Origin of the sequence: Nocardia pseudovaccinii NBRC 100343 (assembly GCF_001613225.1) — a bacterium.
GTDB lineage: Bacteria > Actinomycetota > Actinomycetes > Mycobacteriales > Mycobacteriaceae > Nocardia > Nocardia pseudovaccinii.
Genome location: NZ_BDBY01000382.1, coordinates 21050 through 37335, shown reverse-complemented (window position 1 = coordinate 37335; position 16286 = coordinate 21050). Strand labels below are relative to the sequence as shown.

Annotated in this window: 15 protein-coding genes; 5 read left to right on the top strand and 10 right to left on the bottom strand. The window is 67.4% G+C overall.

Annotated elements, in window-relative coordinates; genetic code table 11:
- Positions 1–45: 45 nt before the first annotated feature.
- The 5 genes from NP3_RS41495 to NP3_RS41475 form a co-directional block, all read right to left on the bottom strand.
- A complete protein-coding gene (locus NP3_RS41495; protein WP_373864825.1) occupies positions 46–969 on the bottom strand; it encodes an adenylate/guanylate cyclase domain-containing protein in 924 nt (307 codons plus the stop codon).
- A 369-nt stretch (positions 970–1338) separates the two neighbouring features.
- Positions 1339–2097, bottom strand: a complete 759-nt coding sequence (locus NP3_RS41490) for an ABC transporter permease (protein ID WP_040696716.1) — start codon at positions 2095–2097, stop codon at positions 1339–1341.
- Positions 2097–3041, bottom strand: a complete 945-nt coding sequence (locus tag NP3_RS41485; protein ID WP_063047172.1) for an ABC transporter ATP-binding protein — start codon at positions 3039–3041, stop codon at positions 2097–2099. The genes NP3_RS41490 and NP3_RS41485 overlap by 1 nt, the downstream gene beginning before the upstream one ends.
- 225 nt (positions 3042–3266) lie before the next feature.
- Positions 3267–3662: a hypothetical protein gene (locus NP3_RS41480; RefSeq protein ID WP_157124904.1), complete on the bottom strand. Its 396-nt coding sequence runs from the start codon at positions 3660–3662 to the stop codon at positions 3267–3269.
- 306 nt (positions 3663–3968) lie between these two features.
- Positions 3969–4283: a hypothetical protein gene (locus NP3_RS41475; protein WP_063047170.1), complete on the bottom strand. Its 315-nt coding sequence runs from the start codon at positions 4281–4283 to the stop codon at positions 3969–3971.
- Positions 4284–4417: 134 nt separating this feature from the next.
- On the opposite strand from NP3_RS41475, the gene NP3_RS41470 reads away from it, so the two are divergent.
- Positions 4418–5605 (top strand): helix-turn-helix domain-containing protein, encoded by a 1188-nt coding sequence (locus NP3_RS41470; RefSeq protein ID WP_063047169.1) that lies wholly within the window; start codon positions 4418–4420, stop codon positions 5603–5605.
- Between the two features lie 170 nt (positions 5606–5775).
- On the opposite strand, the gene NP3_RS41465 is transcribed toward NP3_RS41470, so the two are convergent.
- From NP3_RS41465 to thiO, 3 genes are read right to left on the bottom strand one after another with little or no spacing between them, the layout of a single operon-like run.
- Positions 5776–6549 (bottom strand): thiazole synthase, encoded by a 774-nt coding sequence (locus NP3_RS41465; protein ID WP_373864824.1) that lies wholly within the window; start codon positions 6547–6549, stop codon positions 5776–5778.
- Positions 6542–6754: a sulfur carrier protein ThiS gene (gene thiS, locus NP3_RS41460; protein ID WP_063047168.1), complete on the bottom strand. Its 213-nt coding sequence runs from the start codon at positions 6752–6754 to the stop codon at positions 6542–6544. Before thiS ends, NP3_RS41465 begins: the two co-directional genes overlap by 8 nt.
- Positions 6751–7848 (bottom strand): glycine oxidase ThiO, encoded by a 1098-nt coding sequence (thiO, locus tag NP3_RS41455; protein ID WP_063047167.1) that lies wholly within the window; start codon positions 7846–7848, stop codon positions 6751–6753. The genes thiS and thiO overlap by 4 nt, the downstream gene beginning before the upstream one ends.
- 57 nt (positions 7849–7905) lie before the next feature.
- On the opposite strand from thiO, the gene thiE reads away from it, so the two are divergent.
- Entirely contained in the window at positions 7906–8613 is a 708-nt protein-coding gene (gene thiE / locus NP3_RS41450) for a thiamine phosphate synthase (RefSeq protein ID WP_063047166.1), read from the top strand.
- 370 nt (positions 8614–8983) lie between these two features.
- Here thiE and NP3_RS41440 read toward each other — a convergent pair whose 3' ends face one another.
- The gene (locus NP3_RS41440; RefSeq protein ID WP_063047164.1) at positions 8984–9691 is read right to left on the bottom strand and encodes an NUDIX hydrolase; all 708 of its coding nucleotides are present in this window, start codon (positions 9689–9691) and stop codon (positions 8984–8986) included.
- Positions 9692–9805: 114 nt separating this feature from the next.
- On the opposite strand from NP3_RS41440, the gene NP3_RS41435 reads away from it, so the two are divergent.
- The 3 genes from NP3_RS41435 to NP3_RS41425 are packed head-to-tail and all read left to right on the top strand — an operon-like array spanning position 9806 to position 14720.
- Positions 9806–11185 carry a GlnX family signal transduction membrane protein gene (locus NP3_RS41435; RefSeq protein WP_063047163.1) on the top strand — a complete coding sequence of 460 codons (1380 nt, stop codon included), beginning with the start codon at positions 9806–9808 and terminating at the stop codon, positions 11183–11185.
- Positions 11182–12159 (top strand): glutamate ABC transporter substrate-binding protein, encoded by a 978-nt coding sequence (locus NP3_RS41430; RefSeq protein ID WP_063047162.1) that lies wholly within the window; start codon positions 11182–11184, stop codon positions 12157–12159. Before NP3_RS41435 ends, NP3_RS41430 begins: the two co-directional genes overlap by 4 nt.
- 5 nt (positions 12160–12164) lie before the next feature.
- Positions 12165–14720 (top strand): serine/threonine-protein kinase, encoded by a 2556-nt coding sequence (locus NP3_RS41425; RefSeq protein ID WP_084509615.1) that lies wholly within the window; start codon positions 12165–12167, stop codon positions 14718–14720.
- Between the two features lie 270 nt (positions 14721–14990).
- On the opposite strand, the gene NP3_RS41420 is transcribed toward NP3_RS41425, so the two are convergent.
- Positions 14991–16199, bottom strand: coding sequence for an acetate kinase (locus tag NP3_RS41420; protein ID WP_063047161.1), 1209 nt, complete (start codon positions 16197–16199; stop codon positions 14991–14993).
- Positions 16200–16286 lie beyond the last annotated feature (87 nt).

The following is a 16286-nucleotide window of genomic DNA, read 5'->3' as shown; positions in this document are numbered from 1 at the left end:
AGACACCAGGGGGCCGCGAACACGCGGCGCCGCAGGCGCCGCAAATCAGACAGAGTTCAGGCGGAAGATCCGCAGATCCTCCGGCACGCCGCTCAGTGGTGCGGCGAAGAAACTGCGCCTATACGGCTTGACCGAGAATCCGAGCTCCTCGAGTGTCTCCGGTTCGACGGACTGCAATGTCGCGTGCGAAAGCATGGTGTTGCCGTTGCCCCCGGCCTCCATCACACGAGCGGCGATCGTCACATCCACGCCGAGCCAGTCGCCGCCGATCTCGCGCGGCGAGCCGGTGTGCAGACCGATCCGCATCTGCGGGCGATAACCGCGCACGCTGACGTCGGCCAGATTCCGTTTCGCCTGCACAGCGGCACGCACCGCACGATCGGCCGAGGTGAACACGGCCATCACACCGTCGCCCATGCGCTTGACCACCTGACCGCCGCGATCGGCGATCGGCGGCTCGATGGCCTTGGCAACCCCGCGCAACAGTTCGAGGGTCGCCTCATCGCCCGCCGAGAGCGACCAACTGGAGAACGCCACCAGATCGGTGAACATCACAGTTATTTCTTCGCTACCTCGACCGCGTCCGACGCGCTCCAACATGGCCTGCCAGACCTGCAGTGCGCCGAACCCGATTTCCCGGGCCGCGCTCGGCGTATCGCCGACCAACTTATCCGCCGCTCGCGCCACCGCGCGGGCGCCGCCCGGACCCGAAACCGACAGTGGGTCACCGAAAGACGGGTCACCCGGCAGTTGTTCACGCGCCTTGCGCAGCACACCGATGATGTCGGGCCGCTGGTTCGCGGCATTCATCAAGGCGGAGAACTGCCCGCGTCGCATTCCCGAGCCGGGACGACGAGCGGATCGGTCCTCATCGGCGGGCACCAACGGTATGGTCACCTCGGACGGAACGCCCCCGTTGTCTTCCGGTTCCGTCCCCGGCTCAGCACCGCCGGAAGGTGTTTCGGTCACGCCCCGAGCGTATCTCAGCCGACCAACCGTCGGCGGGTTACTTATTGTCGCCACCTGCGCCCCCTCGATCAGACTGAGCGGGCACAACGCCGGGTCCGCCAATGGGTAACTCACTGGTTGCTGACTCCGAGAGTAGCCAGCATCGATTCTGGATGGAAGCGGTGCCGGGCTTAGTTTCCGGGATGTTCACATACTGCCTGGATTGCCCGAATACATACACCGACCCGGTGTGGAAGGGGATTCACACACCGGGCCGATGTTCGCATAGTCCGCCGGGCAGTGGCGGACAGTGCGCGGGGCGCTCGGACCTCCCGACAAGGTCGGCACCCGTCACCCGAGCGGCGAGGGAGGGCAACTCGGGTAGTTCAATCATGCATCGCGTTGGTTGACCATAACCAGTGCACCGCCGAAGACAATTGCGACGAAAGCCGCGAAGTAGAGCAGGCCGCCCCACGGTCCCCAGTGCCAGTTCGCGGTCGATTCCGATGCGCTGTAGAAGTGGCTCGCATTCGCGAACGGCAGGAACGGCTGCACATTGCGCCCGAAGCTGCCGAAGGCGCCGAGCAGCGGCTCGATGAGCAGAGGCCAGAGCACGATCAGCGAAATCGCCGCAGCCGACTGCCGAACCAGCACGCCGATGCCGACCGCCAGGATCACGCTGAGCAGGGCATAGATCGGAATGCCGTAGATCTCGCGCCAAGCGTCGCCGCCGGAGAGCGTCAGGTTGTTGCTCGCATCGCCGCCGATCGCCTTGGCGATCGCGAAGGCGGCAAAGGCCAGCACGATCGTGAGCACCGCGCCGTAGACGCCGACCAGACCCGCCTTGGTGGCGATCACCTTGGCGCGATGCGGTGTCGCCTGGTAGGTGGTCCGGATGATGCCGAAGCGGTATTCGCTGGTCACGGTCAAGGTGGCCATGATCATCAGGACCATCACGCCGAATCCGCTGATCCCGCCGACCGCGGTGGCGACGGTCAGGTCGAGCGCGTTCTCCTTGCCCGACGACGAGCGGGCCACCGCCGCGAACAGCGCGGCCAAGCCGAGCGCGAGCACCACCACGATCGCCGAGCACCACCACGGCGACCTGGTCGAGGTGAGCTTGATACGTTCCGCTGCCAGCACGCCCATCAGAGCGCACCTCCCATTACCTGGTCGAAGCCTTCGCCGTGGTACTGCACCGCGCCGCCGGTCATCCGCATGAATGCCTCCTCCAGCGAAGCCCGCTGCGGTGCCAATTCGTACAGGGTGATGTCGTTCGAACCGGCCAGCTTGCCGACCGCGTCGCTGGTCACCCCGGCGACGACCAATGCGCCGCCGTCCTGGCCGGTGCCGTCCTCGCGGACGGTCATGCCATTGGAGGTAAGCAGGCTGCGCAACTGCTCGAGCTGCGGACTGCGCACGCGCACCGACTGTTCCGAGGCGCGCTCGATGAATTCCTGGGTGGTCGAATCGGAAATCAGCTGACCGCGTCCGATCACGACCAAATGTTCTGCGGTCTGGGCCATTTCGGAGAGCAGATGGCTCGAGACCAGCACGGTCCGCCCCTCGGCCGCGAGCCGCTGCATGAAGCGGCGGATCCAGAGGATGCCCTCGGGGTCCAGGCCGTTCACGGGCTCGTCGAACAGCAGTATCGGCGGATCGCCGAGCAGCGCCCCGGCCAAGCCGAGCCGCTGCGACATGCCGAGGGAGAAGCCTCCGGCATTTTTACCCGCCACCTCGGACAGGCCGACCAGCCGCAGCACCTCGTCCACGCGGGACATGGCGATCTCGTTGGAGGCGGCCATCCACTGCAGATGCGCGCGGGCCGAACGGTTCGGATGCACCCACTTGGCATCCAGCAGCGCACCGACGGCGCGCAGCGGATGGTCCAGCTCGTGGTACGGCTTGCCCTGGATCAATGCGGTGCCCGCGGTGGGCTTGTCCAGGCCGAGGATCATCCGCATGGTGGTGGATTTACCGGCGCCGTTCGGCCCAAGAAAGCCCGTCACCTGTCCGGGTCGAACGGTGAAGGAGAGATCTTGAACCGCGACGGTCTGCCCGTAATGCTTGGTCAGGCCCCTCAGCTCGATCATGATGACCAGCTTTCCTCATTGCGCGGCCACGCGCGTCATTAAATGGTGCCGAGTTCAATCATCCTCGAGGATGAGGCACGATGCCTCGCCCCCGAGTCGCCATCAGGGAATCCCCCTGGGCGTTGCCCCCGTTAACGAGTCAGGCGCGGCGGGTCTCCAAGCGGCCCATTGCTCAACGTCTACTGGCCGTCCTTGTCATCGCGATTGTGAGTCGGCCCGCACTTTCTACCGCCCCGGATCCGTCTCGCTGGTCCAGACTGGGCGCGTGGCCTCAGTGTCCGACTGTTCCCCCAGTACATGCGCTCTCATCCGCTGCGAACCCGTGCGTGCCGTCGTCACAATGTGCACGGCTTCGCGACCGGTGAGGCCGAGGCGCTCAGCCAGCTCAACCGGCACCTGGTCGGCGTCGCCGACCAACTCGACAAGCAAGCGGTTACGCGCCTGCTCGGCCGCGTGGATATCGTTCTGCGCCTGCCGGAACATCTCCGACCGCTCGGGGGCGCGACCGCCTTCGCTACGGGTGTACGTCTCGCCGGTCGCAAGGAGGCGGGCGCGAGCATCCGCGAGCCGCAATCTGACCTCCGCTTCGCGGTGCGCACTCAATTGTTTCCGTCGGTCCATATCGCCCCTCCTCGGTCGTATATAGCCGATCGCGAAATGCAGCGACGAACGAATGAGGTGCATGGGCCAGCAAGGGAATCCCCCCGACCGATGCCCCGGTTAACGAGCCGGGCTCCGAGCGCCCGCCACATCCGGCATCAACCAGCGGACTCGGACGAGCGCCCCGGCGGTCACGGCAGTTGCTACCAATACCGTGCCGTGTCTACTCGTCGTCATCGCGGTCATGGTTCGGCCAGCACACCGCGCCGACAAGCACCGCCAGTGGTAACCCAACCGCGACTGCCAACTCGAACACAACCGTCCCGCTCACCGCAGCCGTCCGGTAGGCATGACCGCCGCCCAACGGTGGAACGACAGCCGTGGCAGCACGATCTCCACATCGGCCACGCTCATGATCGCGTTCACCGCAAGCACATTCAGATGTTCGAGCGACGGCGCGATCACCGCATCGACATCAGCGCAGCGCACCTGGTCGACCAGCGGAAGCGGCGACAACTCCGGCGGCCAGATCAGCGCGTACCCGAGCCGCTGCGCCAGCCGCCGAACCTGCGCCGCGTCCCAGCCCGACGCCGAACTGATATCGAGGTCGACCCATCCCAGCGCGGTCGGCTCTTCTCGCATCGCATGTACCCCCTCGTTCGAATATTGGGCACCCGCCGCCGAGGACCGGAAAGGTCAACCCGACAGCGGGGCTGACCTGTAGCGTCGCCGTCCGAGCGCCTGCGAAGCGCCACAGCGTGTGGCACTGTTGGGGTATGGATGAGATGGGGGTCGGTGCCCGCACCTCCAGGGCACGCAAGCTCGCGCGGCTGACGCAGATCCAGCTTGCGCAGAAGGCCAACGTCTCGCTGTCGCTGCTACGCAAAGTCGAACAGGGCGACCGGCCCGCCTCACCCGCGTTCATCGCGGCTATCGCCCGCGTGCTGGGAGTGAGCATCGGCGCCTTGACCGGTCAGCCGTACACGCCCGACTACGCTGATGCGGCGGCACACGCCACCATTCCCGAGCTGCGGCGCGCGATCGTGGCATTCAACGACGAACCACTCACGGGGCCAACCACATTCGACGATCTGACGACGGCGCTCGATCGTGTGCGCGAGGGCATGCGCCGCGCCCGATACACCGATCTGACCGCAGATCTGCCGGACGTTATTCGTGGGCTGCACATGCTCGCCGACAACGAGAACCCCGGCCGCGAACTGGAAGCCATTTACTCGACGTTGGCCTACGCCTACAGCAAGGCCATGCTGTTCGCTTATCAGTACGGTTATCTCGACTTGGCGGGACTCGCCGCGGAGCGCTGTGGTTGGGCAGCCGACCGCAGCGGCGACCCGATCTGGCCGCTCGCCGCTGAGTACAACCGGGCGTTGATCCTGCTGTACTCCGGCGCCTATGTCGCGGGCTCGAAAACTATCGAACGCGCCTACACCGCCAGCGAGCAACTGGACACGACACCGGATCTGCTCGCAGTGCGGGGCGCGCTGCACCTGCGTGGGTCGATCCTCTCAGCCCGAGCGCTCGACGGCGATGCCGCGGAGTCGCACATACAAGAAGCCCGCGGTATCGCCGAGGCGATCGGCGACGACCGGTACCGCAACTACGGGACCGGATTTCGGCCCTCGAACGTCGCCATCCACTCCGTCGCCGTACCGGTCGAGTTGTCCGACGGGACCACCGCTGTGTCACGGGCCGAACGCATCCGCCTACCTGCGTCGGTAGCACCCTCCCGCGCCGGGCACCACTTCATCGACGTATCGCGTGGATGGCTGTTGCACGGCGACAAGCAGCGCGCACTCGGCAGTCTCGAGCAAGCGCGGATGGTGGCTCCGGAATTGACTCGCAACCACCCACAAGTTCACGAAACGGTTCGCGTGATCGCTCGCGCCCGGCGCGGCACGGACACACTCGCGCGCTTCGCCCGATGGGCCAACGTCAAGATCTGAACTCGACTTCAGCACAGCCGACCGCAAACCACCGCGCGCTGGAAGCCGCACATACATGTGCGGCGCATCCACATGCGGCCGGGGAAGTATGCGCGGCTTCCAGCGCTCACTTCACACCCGACCTGCGAATACCAGCGCGAGCGCCGAACCTGGCAAGGGGCGGCCCCGACTCAGCGGGCCGGCGAGGAAGCCTGTGCCCAGAAGCGTTTGGGGATGCGGCCTGCGTGGCGGGCGAGGTGGCCTGCGTTGACCGCGGAGCGCATGGCCGCCGCCATGAGGGCGGGGTGCTGGGCGCGGGTCACGGCGGTGGCGAGCAATACCGCCGAGCAGCCCAGTTCCATGGCAAGCGCGGCATCGCTCGCGGTGCCGATGCCCGCGTCGAGGATGACCGGGACGCCCGCAGCCGCCACGATCATCTCGATATTGTGCGGATTGCCGATGCCGAGTCCGGTGCCGATCGGGGCGCCGAGGGGCATGACTGCGGCGCAGCCCGCGTCCTCGAGTCGGCGGGCCAGGATCGGGTCGTCGGTGGTGTAGGGCAGCACGACGAATCCGGCGTCGACCAATTGTTCTGCGGCGGTCAGCAATTCGATCGGGTCCGGGAGCAGGGTGCGCTCGTCGGCGATCACCTCGAGTTTGACCCAGTTGGTGTCGAGCGCCTCGGCGGCCAGTTGCGCGGTGAGCACGGCCTCGGCGGCGGTGCGACAGCCCGCAGTGTTGGGCAGTGGCATGATCTCGAGGCGTTTGAGCAGGTCGAGGACGCCGGTGCCACCGACGGCGTCGACCCGGCGCATGGCGACCGTGGTGAGCTCGGTGCCCGAGGCGATCAGCGCCTCCTCCAGCACGGCGAGATTCTCGGCGCCGCCGGTGCCCATGATGAGGCGGGAGCCGAACCGCTTGCCCGCAATCTCCAGCGCGTCAGGGGTTTCCAGTGCGTCAGCCACCCTGAACCGCCGTAAGCACTTCGATCTCCCAGCCGCGGCCGACCGGCTCGTCCCAGCGGGACTTCGGGAAGACCGCACCATCCACCGCGAGCGCGACGCCCTGGCACGGCAGCCCGAGACGATCGAGCAGTTCACGCACCGTGATGGATCCGTCGAATTCGTGGTCCTGCCCGTTAACGGTGACACCGATGGGGACCGAGGTCATCGAACTCCTCCTGCAGATGTAGCGAGTGACGGCGGATGCGCCGTCAAAAAACGTTGGGGGTCGGCAGCTTTCGCGTCACCAAGCGGTGCGCCATCGAGCAGGCTCAGCACCGCGTCGACGGTGAGCGGCACCGCGAGCATGCCGTTGCGGCCGTGGCCGGTGGCCGTCACGATCCGGTCGGTGAGCCGTCCGATCAAGGGCAGGTTGTCGGGGGTGCCCGGCCTGGATCCGGCACTGGCCTCGGCCAATTCGTATTCGCCGATACCGGGCAGCACCGCCTCGGCGTCGGCGATCAGATCGCGGACTCCGGCGACGGTCACCGTCGTGTCGTAGCCCGCCTCGTATTGTGTTGCGCCGACAACGATTCCGTCCGCGCGCGGCACCAGGTAGACCTGCCTGCCGTGCACGCGCGCGCGAATCACGCGCTGCGGCGGGGGTGTCGCGCCTGGACGATGGCGCAGCCGCAGGATCTCGCCCTTCACCGGGCGGACCGGGAGTCCGGGCCACAGCAGCGACGATGCCGCCCCCGCGGCGAGCACGATTTGGTCGTGCGGCAGTGCGTCCACCGCGTCGACCGTCTCGGCACATACCTCGACTCCTGCTGTGCCGCAAGCATTTTGGAGTGCTTCGAGCAGCAGCCGGTTGTCGATTGCGGGTTCGGCGGCGGCGCGCAGACCGGCGCGCACGGTGCGAGCGATCGCGGGTTCCAGCGCGCGCACACCGGCTCGGTCGAGCACCTCGAGCTCATGACCTCGGCCGCCGACCCATTCGGCCACCGTGCGCAGATCGGCGGCATCCGCGCCATCCAGCGCGACGGTCAGGGTTTCCTCGGCGACGAATACCGATACACCGGTGGTCGATTCCAGTCGGGCGGCGAAGTCGGGCCAGCGGGCCAGCGAGGCAGCGCCGAATTCGAGGACCAGGTCCTCCCCCGGCCAGCCCTCGGACAGTGGTGCGAGCATCCCCCCGGCAACCCAGGAGGCGCCGGAGCCGACGGCAGGATCGAATACGGTGACCGACCATCCCGCCTCGGCCGCCCGCCAGGCGGCGGCGAGTCCGATGGCGCCGCCACCGACGACGGCCAGAGTCCGCATTTGATCCACCTGCCTCACTATTCGCATCCCCACGGTAGCGCGACTACGGTCGAGCACGTGCAACCCTCCCACCAGTTCCGGTCCCTATCGCCCAGGGAGCGTTTGGCTACCGCCCGGCTGTATCTCTGCACGGACGCACGCAGGGAGAAGGGCGACCTGGCCAGGTTCGCCGAGGCCGCGTTCGCGGGCGGTGTCGACATCATTCAGCTCAGGGATAAAGGGTCGCCCGGCGAGGCGAAGTTCGGCCCGCTCGAGGCCAAGGCCGAGATCGGCGCACTCGCCGAATTGAAGGCCGCGGCCCGCAGGCACGGCGCACTGGTCGGGGTGAACGACCGCGCCGATATCGCGCTCGCCGCCGGGGCCGATGTGCTGCACCTCGGACAGAACGATCTGCCGCCGTGGTACGCCCGGCGCATTCTCGGACCCGATGTGGTGATCGGGCGCTCCACCACCAACCGTGCGCAGGCCGGGCTCGCGGCGGTCGACGAGAACGTCGACTATTTCTGCACCGGACCGGTGTGGGCCACACCGACCAAGCCGGGACGTCAGGCGGCGGGCCTGGACTTGGTGCGTTCCACCTCCGACGCCCACCCCACCCGCCCGTGGTTCGCGATCGGCGGCATCGACGCCGAACGACTACCCGAGGTGCTGGCGGCGGGAGCCGAGCGCGTCGTCGTAGTCCGCGCGATCACCGAGGCCCGCGACCCCGAAGCAGCCGCCCGCCACCTGAAAACAGCGCTGCTACACAACACTCAGCTCAGCTGACACTCGCAGCGCGGCTCGAGCTCATCGAGCGCAGTCGAATGGCGGCCCGAACCCTCGCCTTCAACCGCCATTCGACTACGCTCGACGAACTCTCGAGAACGCAACCACAGCCAGTGGACTGAGCTGGTAGCCACGGGCTGACCACCCGACGGCGGGAGGTAAGCCGGGTACGGCACATGACGCACCCAGCACGGCCAGGAATACCACGAGACGGCAAACGACCTCGGGGCAGCAGCCTCCGAGGAGTCGGTGCAGGACAACACGACCCACCACAGCCCGATCAACCCGAACAGGACGACCACGCCTGAAGCTCAGCCCGCTGCCCACTCGATCGGCTGCGGCCCGCTAACCGATGTCGGAACACGCACTTTCAGGACAGCACTTGAACCCGGGTGAGCGACAAGATCGAATCGGCTGGCGCGATCTCCGAATTCGCGTCCGTCCGCACGGCATCCGTCGCATCAATATCCGCATCGACGATGCGGGCGTAGGCACCTGGGCCTTCGGGATCCGCGTGCAACCAGACGAAGCCCTGATCGGCGAGGTCGACGGTACGAGGCAGCGCGGCCGCGACCGTACCGGCGTCGTCCACATCGATGTCGTCGAGACGGACGCGCGCCGGAGCCGCCCGCAATGCGGGCCAGGAGGCCGCGAAGCCGGGGTGCAGCGGATGGCTGTCGACCTCGCCCTCGGGGACCCAGGCCAACGCACTGCTCTCCCGGTTGCGACTCGTCGGCAGAGTCATCACGGCATCGGCGACAACGGTGGTGTACGTCCAGCCGCTCAACGCCGTCGCGGTGATTCGCTCGCCGCGCACCCGAACATCGGCGGGATCGATGCCCGCTTCTTCCCATGCCTCGCGGACAGCCGCGTGCACCGGGGTCTCGTGGCTGTCACGGGCGCCACCGGGCAACGCCCAGGTGCCGCCCTGATGACTCCACGGCGCGCGGTGCTGCAACAACACCGCAGAACCACCGCCCGCGAGCGGGGCGCGCAGCAGAAGTCCGGCGGCGCCGAAGCGGCCCCAATGCCGCAATCCGTCCGGGCCGCGTGACCAACCGTCACCGTCACCACGCATCTGGTTACCATCCTCATCTAGCCGTCGCGCGGTTGTTTCACACGCCACGGCGCCGGTAAGACCACAATAAGCTCCCAGCAGGAGCACATGTGCGCACCAACCGGGGAGGTGGAGATGGCAGCGCTCGACTCGACGACGGCCCCGCGGCCGCCGTCGGTCACGGCCGATGTCGGGCCCGAGCGGCTGGACGTGCCGCGCGAAGCTGGGCTACGCGCCCATCTGGACCCGGCCAACCTACGATCCTTCGCGCTATCGACACCGGGTCGGCTCATCGCCATCGGTCTGCTGCTCATCGGCCTGTGCTTGGCCGCGGGCATGATGACCGCCTCCACGGTGAGCGATCGCCAGCAGGCACTGGACATCCTGCTCGACGACACCGAGCCGGACGCGAACTCCTCCCACCACCTCTACACGTCGCTGTCCATCGCGGACGCCGCGGCGAGTACCGCGTTCATCGCGGGCGGCCTGGAACCGGAGACCGTGCGCGATCGCTACAGCCAGGCGCTGGGCGAGGCGTCCGCGGAATTGGTGACGCAATCGGGCCACGCGGCCGGACAGGCCACCGACGACGACCCGGATACTCGACTCCGAACCGGCATCGCCACCGGCCTGCCGGTCTACTCTGGTCTGGTCGAAACCGCCCGCGCGAACAATCGCAACGGGTACCCGGTCGGCGCCGCGTATTTGAGCGAGGCATCGAATCAGATGCAGACCGTCCTGCTGCCGATGGCCGCACAACTGCAGAGCCATCGCTCCGATGCCGTGAGCGCGGCCCAGCGGCATCACGTGCAGCCGCCGTGGTCCGCTATCGGTGTGCTGATCCTGGCGCTGGGAGCGCTGATCTGGGCGCAGTTCGATCTGTCGAAGCGCTGGCATCGCGTGCTCAATCCGGGACTGCTGCTCGCCTCCACCGGGATGCTGATCCTGTTGGCGTGGACGCTGGTCGCCGGATCGGTCTCGGCCGCGGAGATGATCGGCGGCCGCGACCACGGCGCGGTGCCGAGTTCCCGTTTGACCGAGAGCCGCATCCTGACCCAGCAGGCGCGTTCGGCGGAGACGCTGAAACTGGTGCGTCGCGACGCCACCGGTGACTACGACCGGACCTACGAGTCCAGCGTCACCCGGCTCGACGAACTACTCAACGGCTATCCGTCCGATGCGCCCGAGGCCGATGAGATCGCGAAGGCCCGTGCGGCGCTTACCCGTTGGCGAGCGGCCCATCAGCGCATGAACGACGCCCTCGCCCACGGCGATTTCGTCGGGGCGGCGACGGTGGCGACCGGGGCGGGCCCGGCGGATGCCGCGGCACAGGTGGAATCACTGGACGACGCATTGGGCCTGGCCTTGGACGCGACGCGCGATACGTTGCGCGACAACATCTCCGGCGCGGCCCGATCACTGGACTTCCTGGCGCCGGGCGCGATGGTGTTGGGGATACTCGCCGCAGGCTATGTCGGCCTAGGCATCTGGCCGCGACTTCGGGAGTACCGGTGAACCGCGTGCGCGGGCTACTCGCCGCGCTCGCCGCAATCGCCCTGCTCGCCGGGTGCGCGGCGGGCTCGGACACGATCGATACGAAGATCACCAAATACACCGAACCGCCACTACCCGCCAAAGCCGTTTCGATACCGACGGACTCACCGATACCAGCCGAACGCGACGAGCAGTGCGGCGATCCGACCGCGAGTCTGCGGCCCACCGGAGCGGGTACGGCCGCCCGTGGACCGACGATCGATGCGATTCGGGCCCGCGGTCGGCTGGTGGTCGGATTGGATACCGGCAGTAACCTTTTCAGCTTCCGCGATCCGGTGAGCGGCACGATTGTCGGGTTCGATGCCGATATAGCCAGGGAGGTCGCGCGCGATCTGTTCGGTAGTCCGGAGCAGATCGAGTACCGCAGTCTCGGGTCCGCGGAGCGCGAGTCCGCGCTGCAGAATCATCTCGTCGATATTGTCGCCAAGACGATGACGATCAACTGCGAGCGGAGGCAGAAGGTCAGCTTCTCGACCGTCTATCTGCACGCGAATCAGCGGGTGCTCGCGGTGAAGAACTCCGGTATCCGAAGTCTGGCCGATTTGGCCGGTAAGCGGGTGTGCATCGTATCCGGCACCACCTCGCTGGATCACATGCGCCGCGAGCAGCCCGGCGCGGCCATCCTCACCGTGCCGACCTGGGCCGACTGTTTGGTCGTGCTGCAGCAGCGTCAAGTCGACGCGATCAGCACCGACGACGCCGTACTCGCGGGTCTGGCGACGCAGGACTCGTCGTACACCGAGTTGGTCGGCCCCAGCATCAGCGTCGAGCCCTACGGCATCGGAATCCCCAAGGGCAACGACGATCTTGTCCGCTTCGTCAACGGCACGCTGGAGCGCATCCGCAATGACGGCACATGGGCCCGGCTGTACCAGCAATACCTCATCGCTCTAGGGCCGCTCCCAGCGCCGCCCGTCGCGACCTATCAGGACTGACGGCGATGACATCACCGCACGATGCCACCGAGGGCGAGCCGAAGGAACCCGCCGAGGAATCCGGAGAAAGCACCAGGGCAACCACGTTCGTCGAACCAGATACGGCCGAACCGGGCTCCGCGGCCATCGAAACGATCAGATGGTCACCGGGCACCGGCCCCGAGGCCGAAAACCTGCGTCCCGAGGCCAGTACCGGGGAGACCGGCGGCAAATCCGCTCGTCGACACCCCGCTTCCGCCGAGACGACCCGCGACCACCCCGCCTCCGCCGAGACGACCCGTGACCACCCCGCCTCCGCGGAAACGATCCGCCACCAACCCGCGTCCGGCGAAACCGTTCGCCGCGACAATATGGCCGCCGAATTCACCGTCGGCGCGTGGAATGCCCCGGAACCGACCTCCGCCGCGACCATGCGCACCTCCGGCCGCAGCGTCCGCACCGCGCGCTCGCGACCGACCACACGCAAACTCGGCGCGGGACTGGTCACGATCCCGAATATCCCGCCCGCCGATCCACGCACCGCGGTGCTCGCCGATCCCGTCGTCTCCGAGGGCAGGCGCTTCTGTTGGCGCTGCGGCAACCCCGTCGGCCGCGCCACCGCGACCCGCCCCGCGACCACCGCGGGTACCTGCGAAACCTGCAGTGCGCCATATGATTTCCGCCCGTCACTGCACGACGGCGATATGGTGTCGAGCCAGTACGAGATCCAGGGCTGTATCGCGCACGGTGGACTCGGCTGGATCTACCTCGCGATCGACCGCAATGTCAGCGACCGCTGGGTCGTCCTGAAGGGTTTGCTGCACGCGGGCGATACCGAGGCGCAGGCGGTCGCCGTCGCCGAACGCCAATTCCTCGCCGAGGTGGCACATCCCAGCATCGTCAAGATCCACAACTTCGTCGAGCACACCGGCCCGGACGGCGAGTCCATCGGCTACATCGTCATGGAGTACGTCGGCGGCCGCTCGCTGCGCGATATGCTCGACACCTACCCGCGGCCGGAGCGGATGCCGGTCCCCGAGGCGATCGCGTATCTGCTGGAGATCCTGCCCGCGCTGGAATATCTGCATTCGATCGGGTTGACCTACAACGACCTCAAACCCGACAACATCATGGTCACCGAGGATCAGGTCAAACTCATCGACCTCGGTGCCGTCGCTACCATCGATGCCTACGGAAATCTATACGGCACCAGGGGTTTTCAGGCGCCCGAGATCGCCAGGACCGGCCCGACGGTGGCCTCGGACATCTACACGGTCGGACGGACGCTGGCCGTGCTGACGCTGAGCATGCCGATGGAACAGGGACGCTATCTCGACGGCATTCCCGACCCCGCCGACCATCCGGTGCTCGAACGCTACGAGTTCTTCCATCGCCTGCTGCTGTGCGCGACCGATCCCGATCCCGAGCGCCGCTTCCCCTCCGCGCGCGTCATGTCGGCGCAGCTGGCCGGGGTATTGCGCGAGATCCTGTCCATGGAGACCGGTGCCGAGCATCCACAGCTGTCCACAGTTTTCAGTCCACAGCGTGGCAGCTTCGGCACCGAGGAGTTGATCAGCCAAACCGACGCCTATGCCGATGGCATCGCCAGGAGCAATCTGCTGCGCGCCGTCGAAGTGGCTGCCGCCCTTCCGGTTCCGCTGATCGATCCGACGGACGCATCGGTGCCGGTGCTCGCGGCCGTGGCACATCCAGAACCGAACGATGCGCTCGCGGCGTTGCAGGAGGCACATGAGCGCGCGGTGGCCGACCCCGAAAAAACGCAGGAGACATGGGATCTGGAAATTACGCTGGCCGAGGTCAAGCTCCGGCTCGAACTCGGCGAACCAGCGGCGGTGCTGCAGATGCTGTCACAGCTGCCCGGCGATCACGACTGGCGCATCGACTGGTATCTGGGCCAGGCCCAGCTGCTCGAGTTGGATTACGAGCAGGCCTACAACAGCTTCGACGCGGTGCTGCGAGTGCTGCCCGGCGAGATCGCGCCCAAGCTCGCACTCGCGGCGACCGCGGAACTCGTTCTGCAGCATTGGGATTCGGACGACCACGAACAGTGGCGGGCTTATGCGGAGAAGTTCTACGCTACGGTCTGGCGCACCGATCGCGCCGTGGTGAGCGCCGCATTCGGCCTGGCCAGGCAGTCGGCCGAGGCGGGTGAGGTCGACGAGGCCGTGCGCGCGCTCGACGAGGTGCCCGCCGCCTCCCGGCACTACACAACGGCCCGGATGACAGCGGTGTGGCTATTGCTCACCGCCGCCCCGATCGCCGAACTCCCCGAATCCACCCTGCACCTTTCGGCCTCGCGCGTCGTCGGTCTGCCCGGCGGGGAGAGCCGCGCGACCCAGATGCGTGTGCTCGTCCTCGGTGCCGCGCTGGCCTGGCTGCAATCGGGCAACACGCCGAGGACCGACGGGACGACCCTGTTCGGCGCGCCGTTCACCGAGCGCGAGCTGCGCGCGGGCACCGAGGCCGGACTGCGCGCCCTGGCCCGCAGCGCCCCAGGGCGCAATCACCGCTATGCGCTGGTCGACCTGGCGAATTCCATCCGAGCCAAGACCTGGATCTGATCGCCGCAAAGCAAAACCCGGCCGGGAGGGAACGCCGGCCGGGCTCGGATCTCGATTCGCGGAGCAGTCGGCACACCGATGATCCCCGGGGGTCCGCGCTTCCAGCCCGCCCCGGGGGCAGCCGGAGCGGGCACATCGGGAGCGGCGAGGGCATCGCGGACCCGATAGCGGCGGAGGTCCGGCCCCGGTTACGGCGTCCGGCGCGAACCTGATCCGATACCAATACTGCCGCAGCGAGTGTGAGGATTCCGTGAGGTTTTCTCGAGCCGCTCAATCAGCACGCTGATCTGCGACGACGCGGAGTGCGGCCTGCGCGATCGCCAATTCCTCATTGGTCGGCACGACGAGCACGGCGACCTCCGCGTCCGGTGCGGATATGTGCCGGGCCGCGCGGTCTTCGGCGGTATTGCGGTCGGGATCGACTTGGATGCCGAAGCGCGACAGCCCGGCGAGTGCGTCGGCGCGGACCTGCGGGCTGTTCTCGCCGACGCCCGCGGTGAAGGTGATGGCATCGACGCCGCCGAGCTCGATCAGGTAGGCGCCGAGGTAGCGGCGCAGGCGATGGATGTACACGTCGTAGGCCAGTCGGGCCGCGGGGTCGCCCGCGTCGATGAGCCGCTGCAACTCACGGAAGTCGTTGACGCCGGATAGTCCCTTGAGTCCCGCATTGCGGTTCAGCATTTCGTCGATCTGGTCGACATCCATGTGGGCCGCACGGACCAGATGCGCGAAGATCCCGGGATCGAGATCGCCGCCCCTGGTGCCCATCACCAGTCCCTCCAGCGGGGTGAGGCCCATAGTGGTGTCGATCGGGTGTCCACCGCGGATGGCCGATGCCGAGGCGCCGTTGCCGAGGTGGAAGATGATCTGATTCAGGCCCGCGGGATCGCGATCGAGTAGCGCGGCCACCCGGCCCGAAACGTACTCGTGCGACGTGCCGTGGAAACCGTACTTCCGGATGCCATGCGCGGCAGCGAGTTTCGCGTCGATGGCGTAGGTCTTGGCGGCATCGGGCAGGCCGTGGAAGAACGCGGTATCGAAGACCGCCACCTGCGGTACGCCGGGCAGCAGTGCACGCGCACTCTCGATGCCCGCGACATTCGCCGGATTGTGCAGCGGCGCAAGCGAAGACAAGTCGGATATGGCCGCGACCACGTCGTCATCGATGAGCGTCGGCCGGTAGAACACTTCGCCCCCGTGCACCACGCGGTGCCCGACCGCGCGCACCCCCGCGGTGGCCAGATCGTGGCCGGATTCGGCGAACACATCGAAAACCAGCCGCAGCCCCGCCGTGTGATCGGCGATCGGCTGACGACGTTCGATGGTTCGGCCATCGACCTTGTGCTCGATCCCGGCCTGCTCCTCGCCGATCCGATCGACCATGCCGGACGCGGCGACCACACCCGACTCCGGGTCCAGCAGCTGGTATTTGATCGACGACGAGCCGGAATTGATCACCAGCACCAGGTCATTTGTCATACCAGCACCTCCTGCGTCACGCGCGTGCCCCGCACTCGGTCAGCAACCGCGAACCCGGCCCCATTGTTCCGCCGTGTGCCGCACCGC

Coding starts and splice junctions, on each gene's coding strand:
- NP3_RS41440 (WP_063047164.1), bottom strand. CDS start 9,691: ATGCGTGGTGACGGTGACGGTTGGTCACGCGGCCCGGACGGATTGCGG.
- NP3_RS41490 (WP_040696716.1), bottom strand. CDS start 2,097: ATGGGCGTGCTGGCAGCGGAACGTATCAAGCTCACCTCGACCAGGTCG.
- NP3_RS41480 (WP_157124904.1), bottom strand. CDS start 3,662: ATGGACCGACGGAAACAATTGAGTGCGCACCGCGAAGCGGAGGTCAGA.
- NP3_RS41485 (WP_063047172.1), bottom strand. CDS start 3,041: ATGATCGAGCTGAGGGGCCTGACCAAGCATTACGGGCAGACCGTCGCG.
- NP3_RS41435 (WP_063047163.1), top strand. CDS start 9,806: ATGGCAGCGCTCGACTCGACGACGGCCCCGCGGCCGCCGTCGGTCACG.
- NP3_RS41470 (WP_063047169.1), top strand. CDS start 4,418: ATGGATGAGATGGGGGTCGGTGCCCGCACCTCCAGGGCACGCAAGCTC.
- thiS (WP_063047168.1), bottom strand. CDS start 6,754: ATGACCTCGGTCCCCATCGGTGTCACCGTTAACGGGCAGGACCACGAA.
- NP3_RS41475 (WP_063047170.1), bottom strand. CDS start 4,283: ATGCGAGAAGAGCCGACCGCGCTGGGATGGGTCGACCTCGATATCAGT.
- NP3_RS41425 (WP_084509615.1), top strand. CDS start 12,165: ATGACATCACCGCACGATGCCACCGAGGGCGAGCCGAAGGAACCCGCC.
- NP3_RS41420 (WP_063047161.1), bottom strand. CDS start 16,199: ATGACAAATGACCTGGTGCTGGTGATCAATTCCGGCTCGTCGTCGATC.
- thiO (WP_063047167.1), bottom strand. CDS start 7,848: ATGCGGACTCTGGCCGTCGTCGGTGGCGGCGCCATCGGACTCGCCGCC.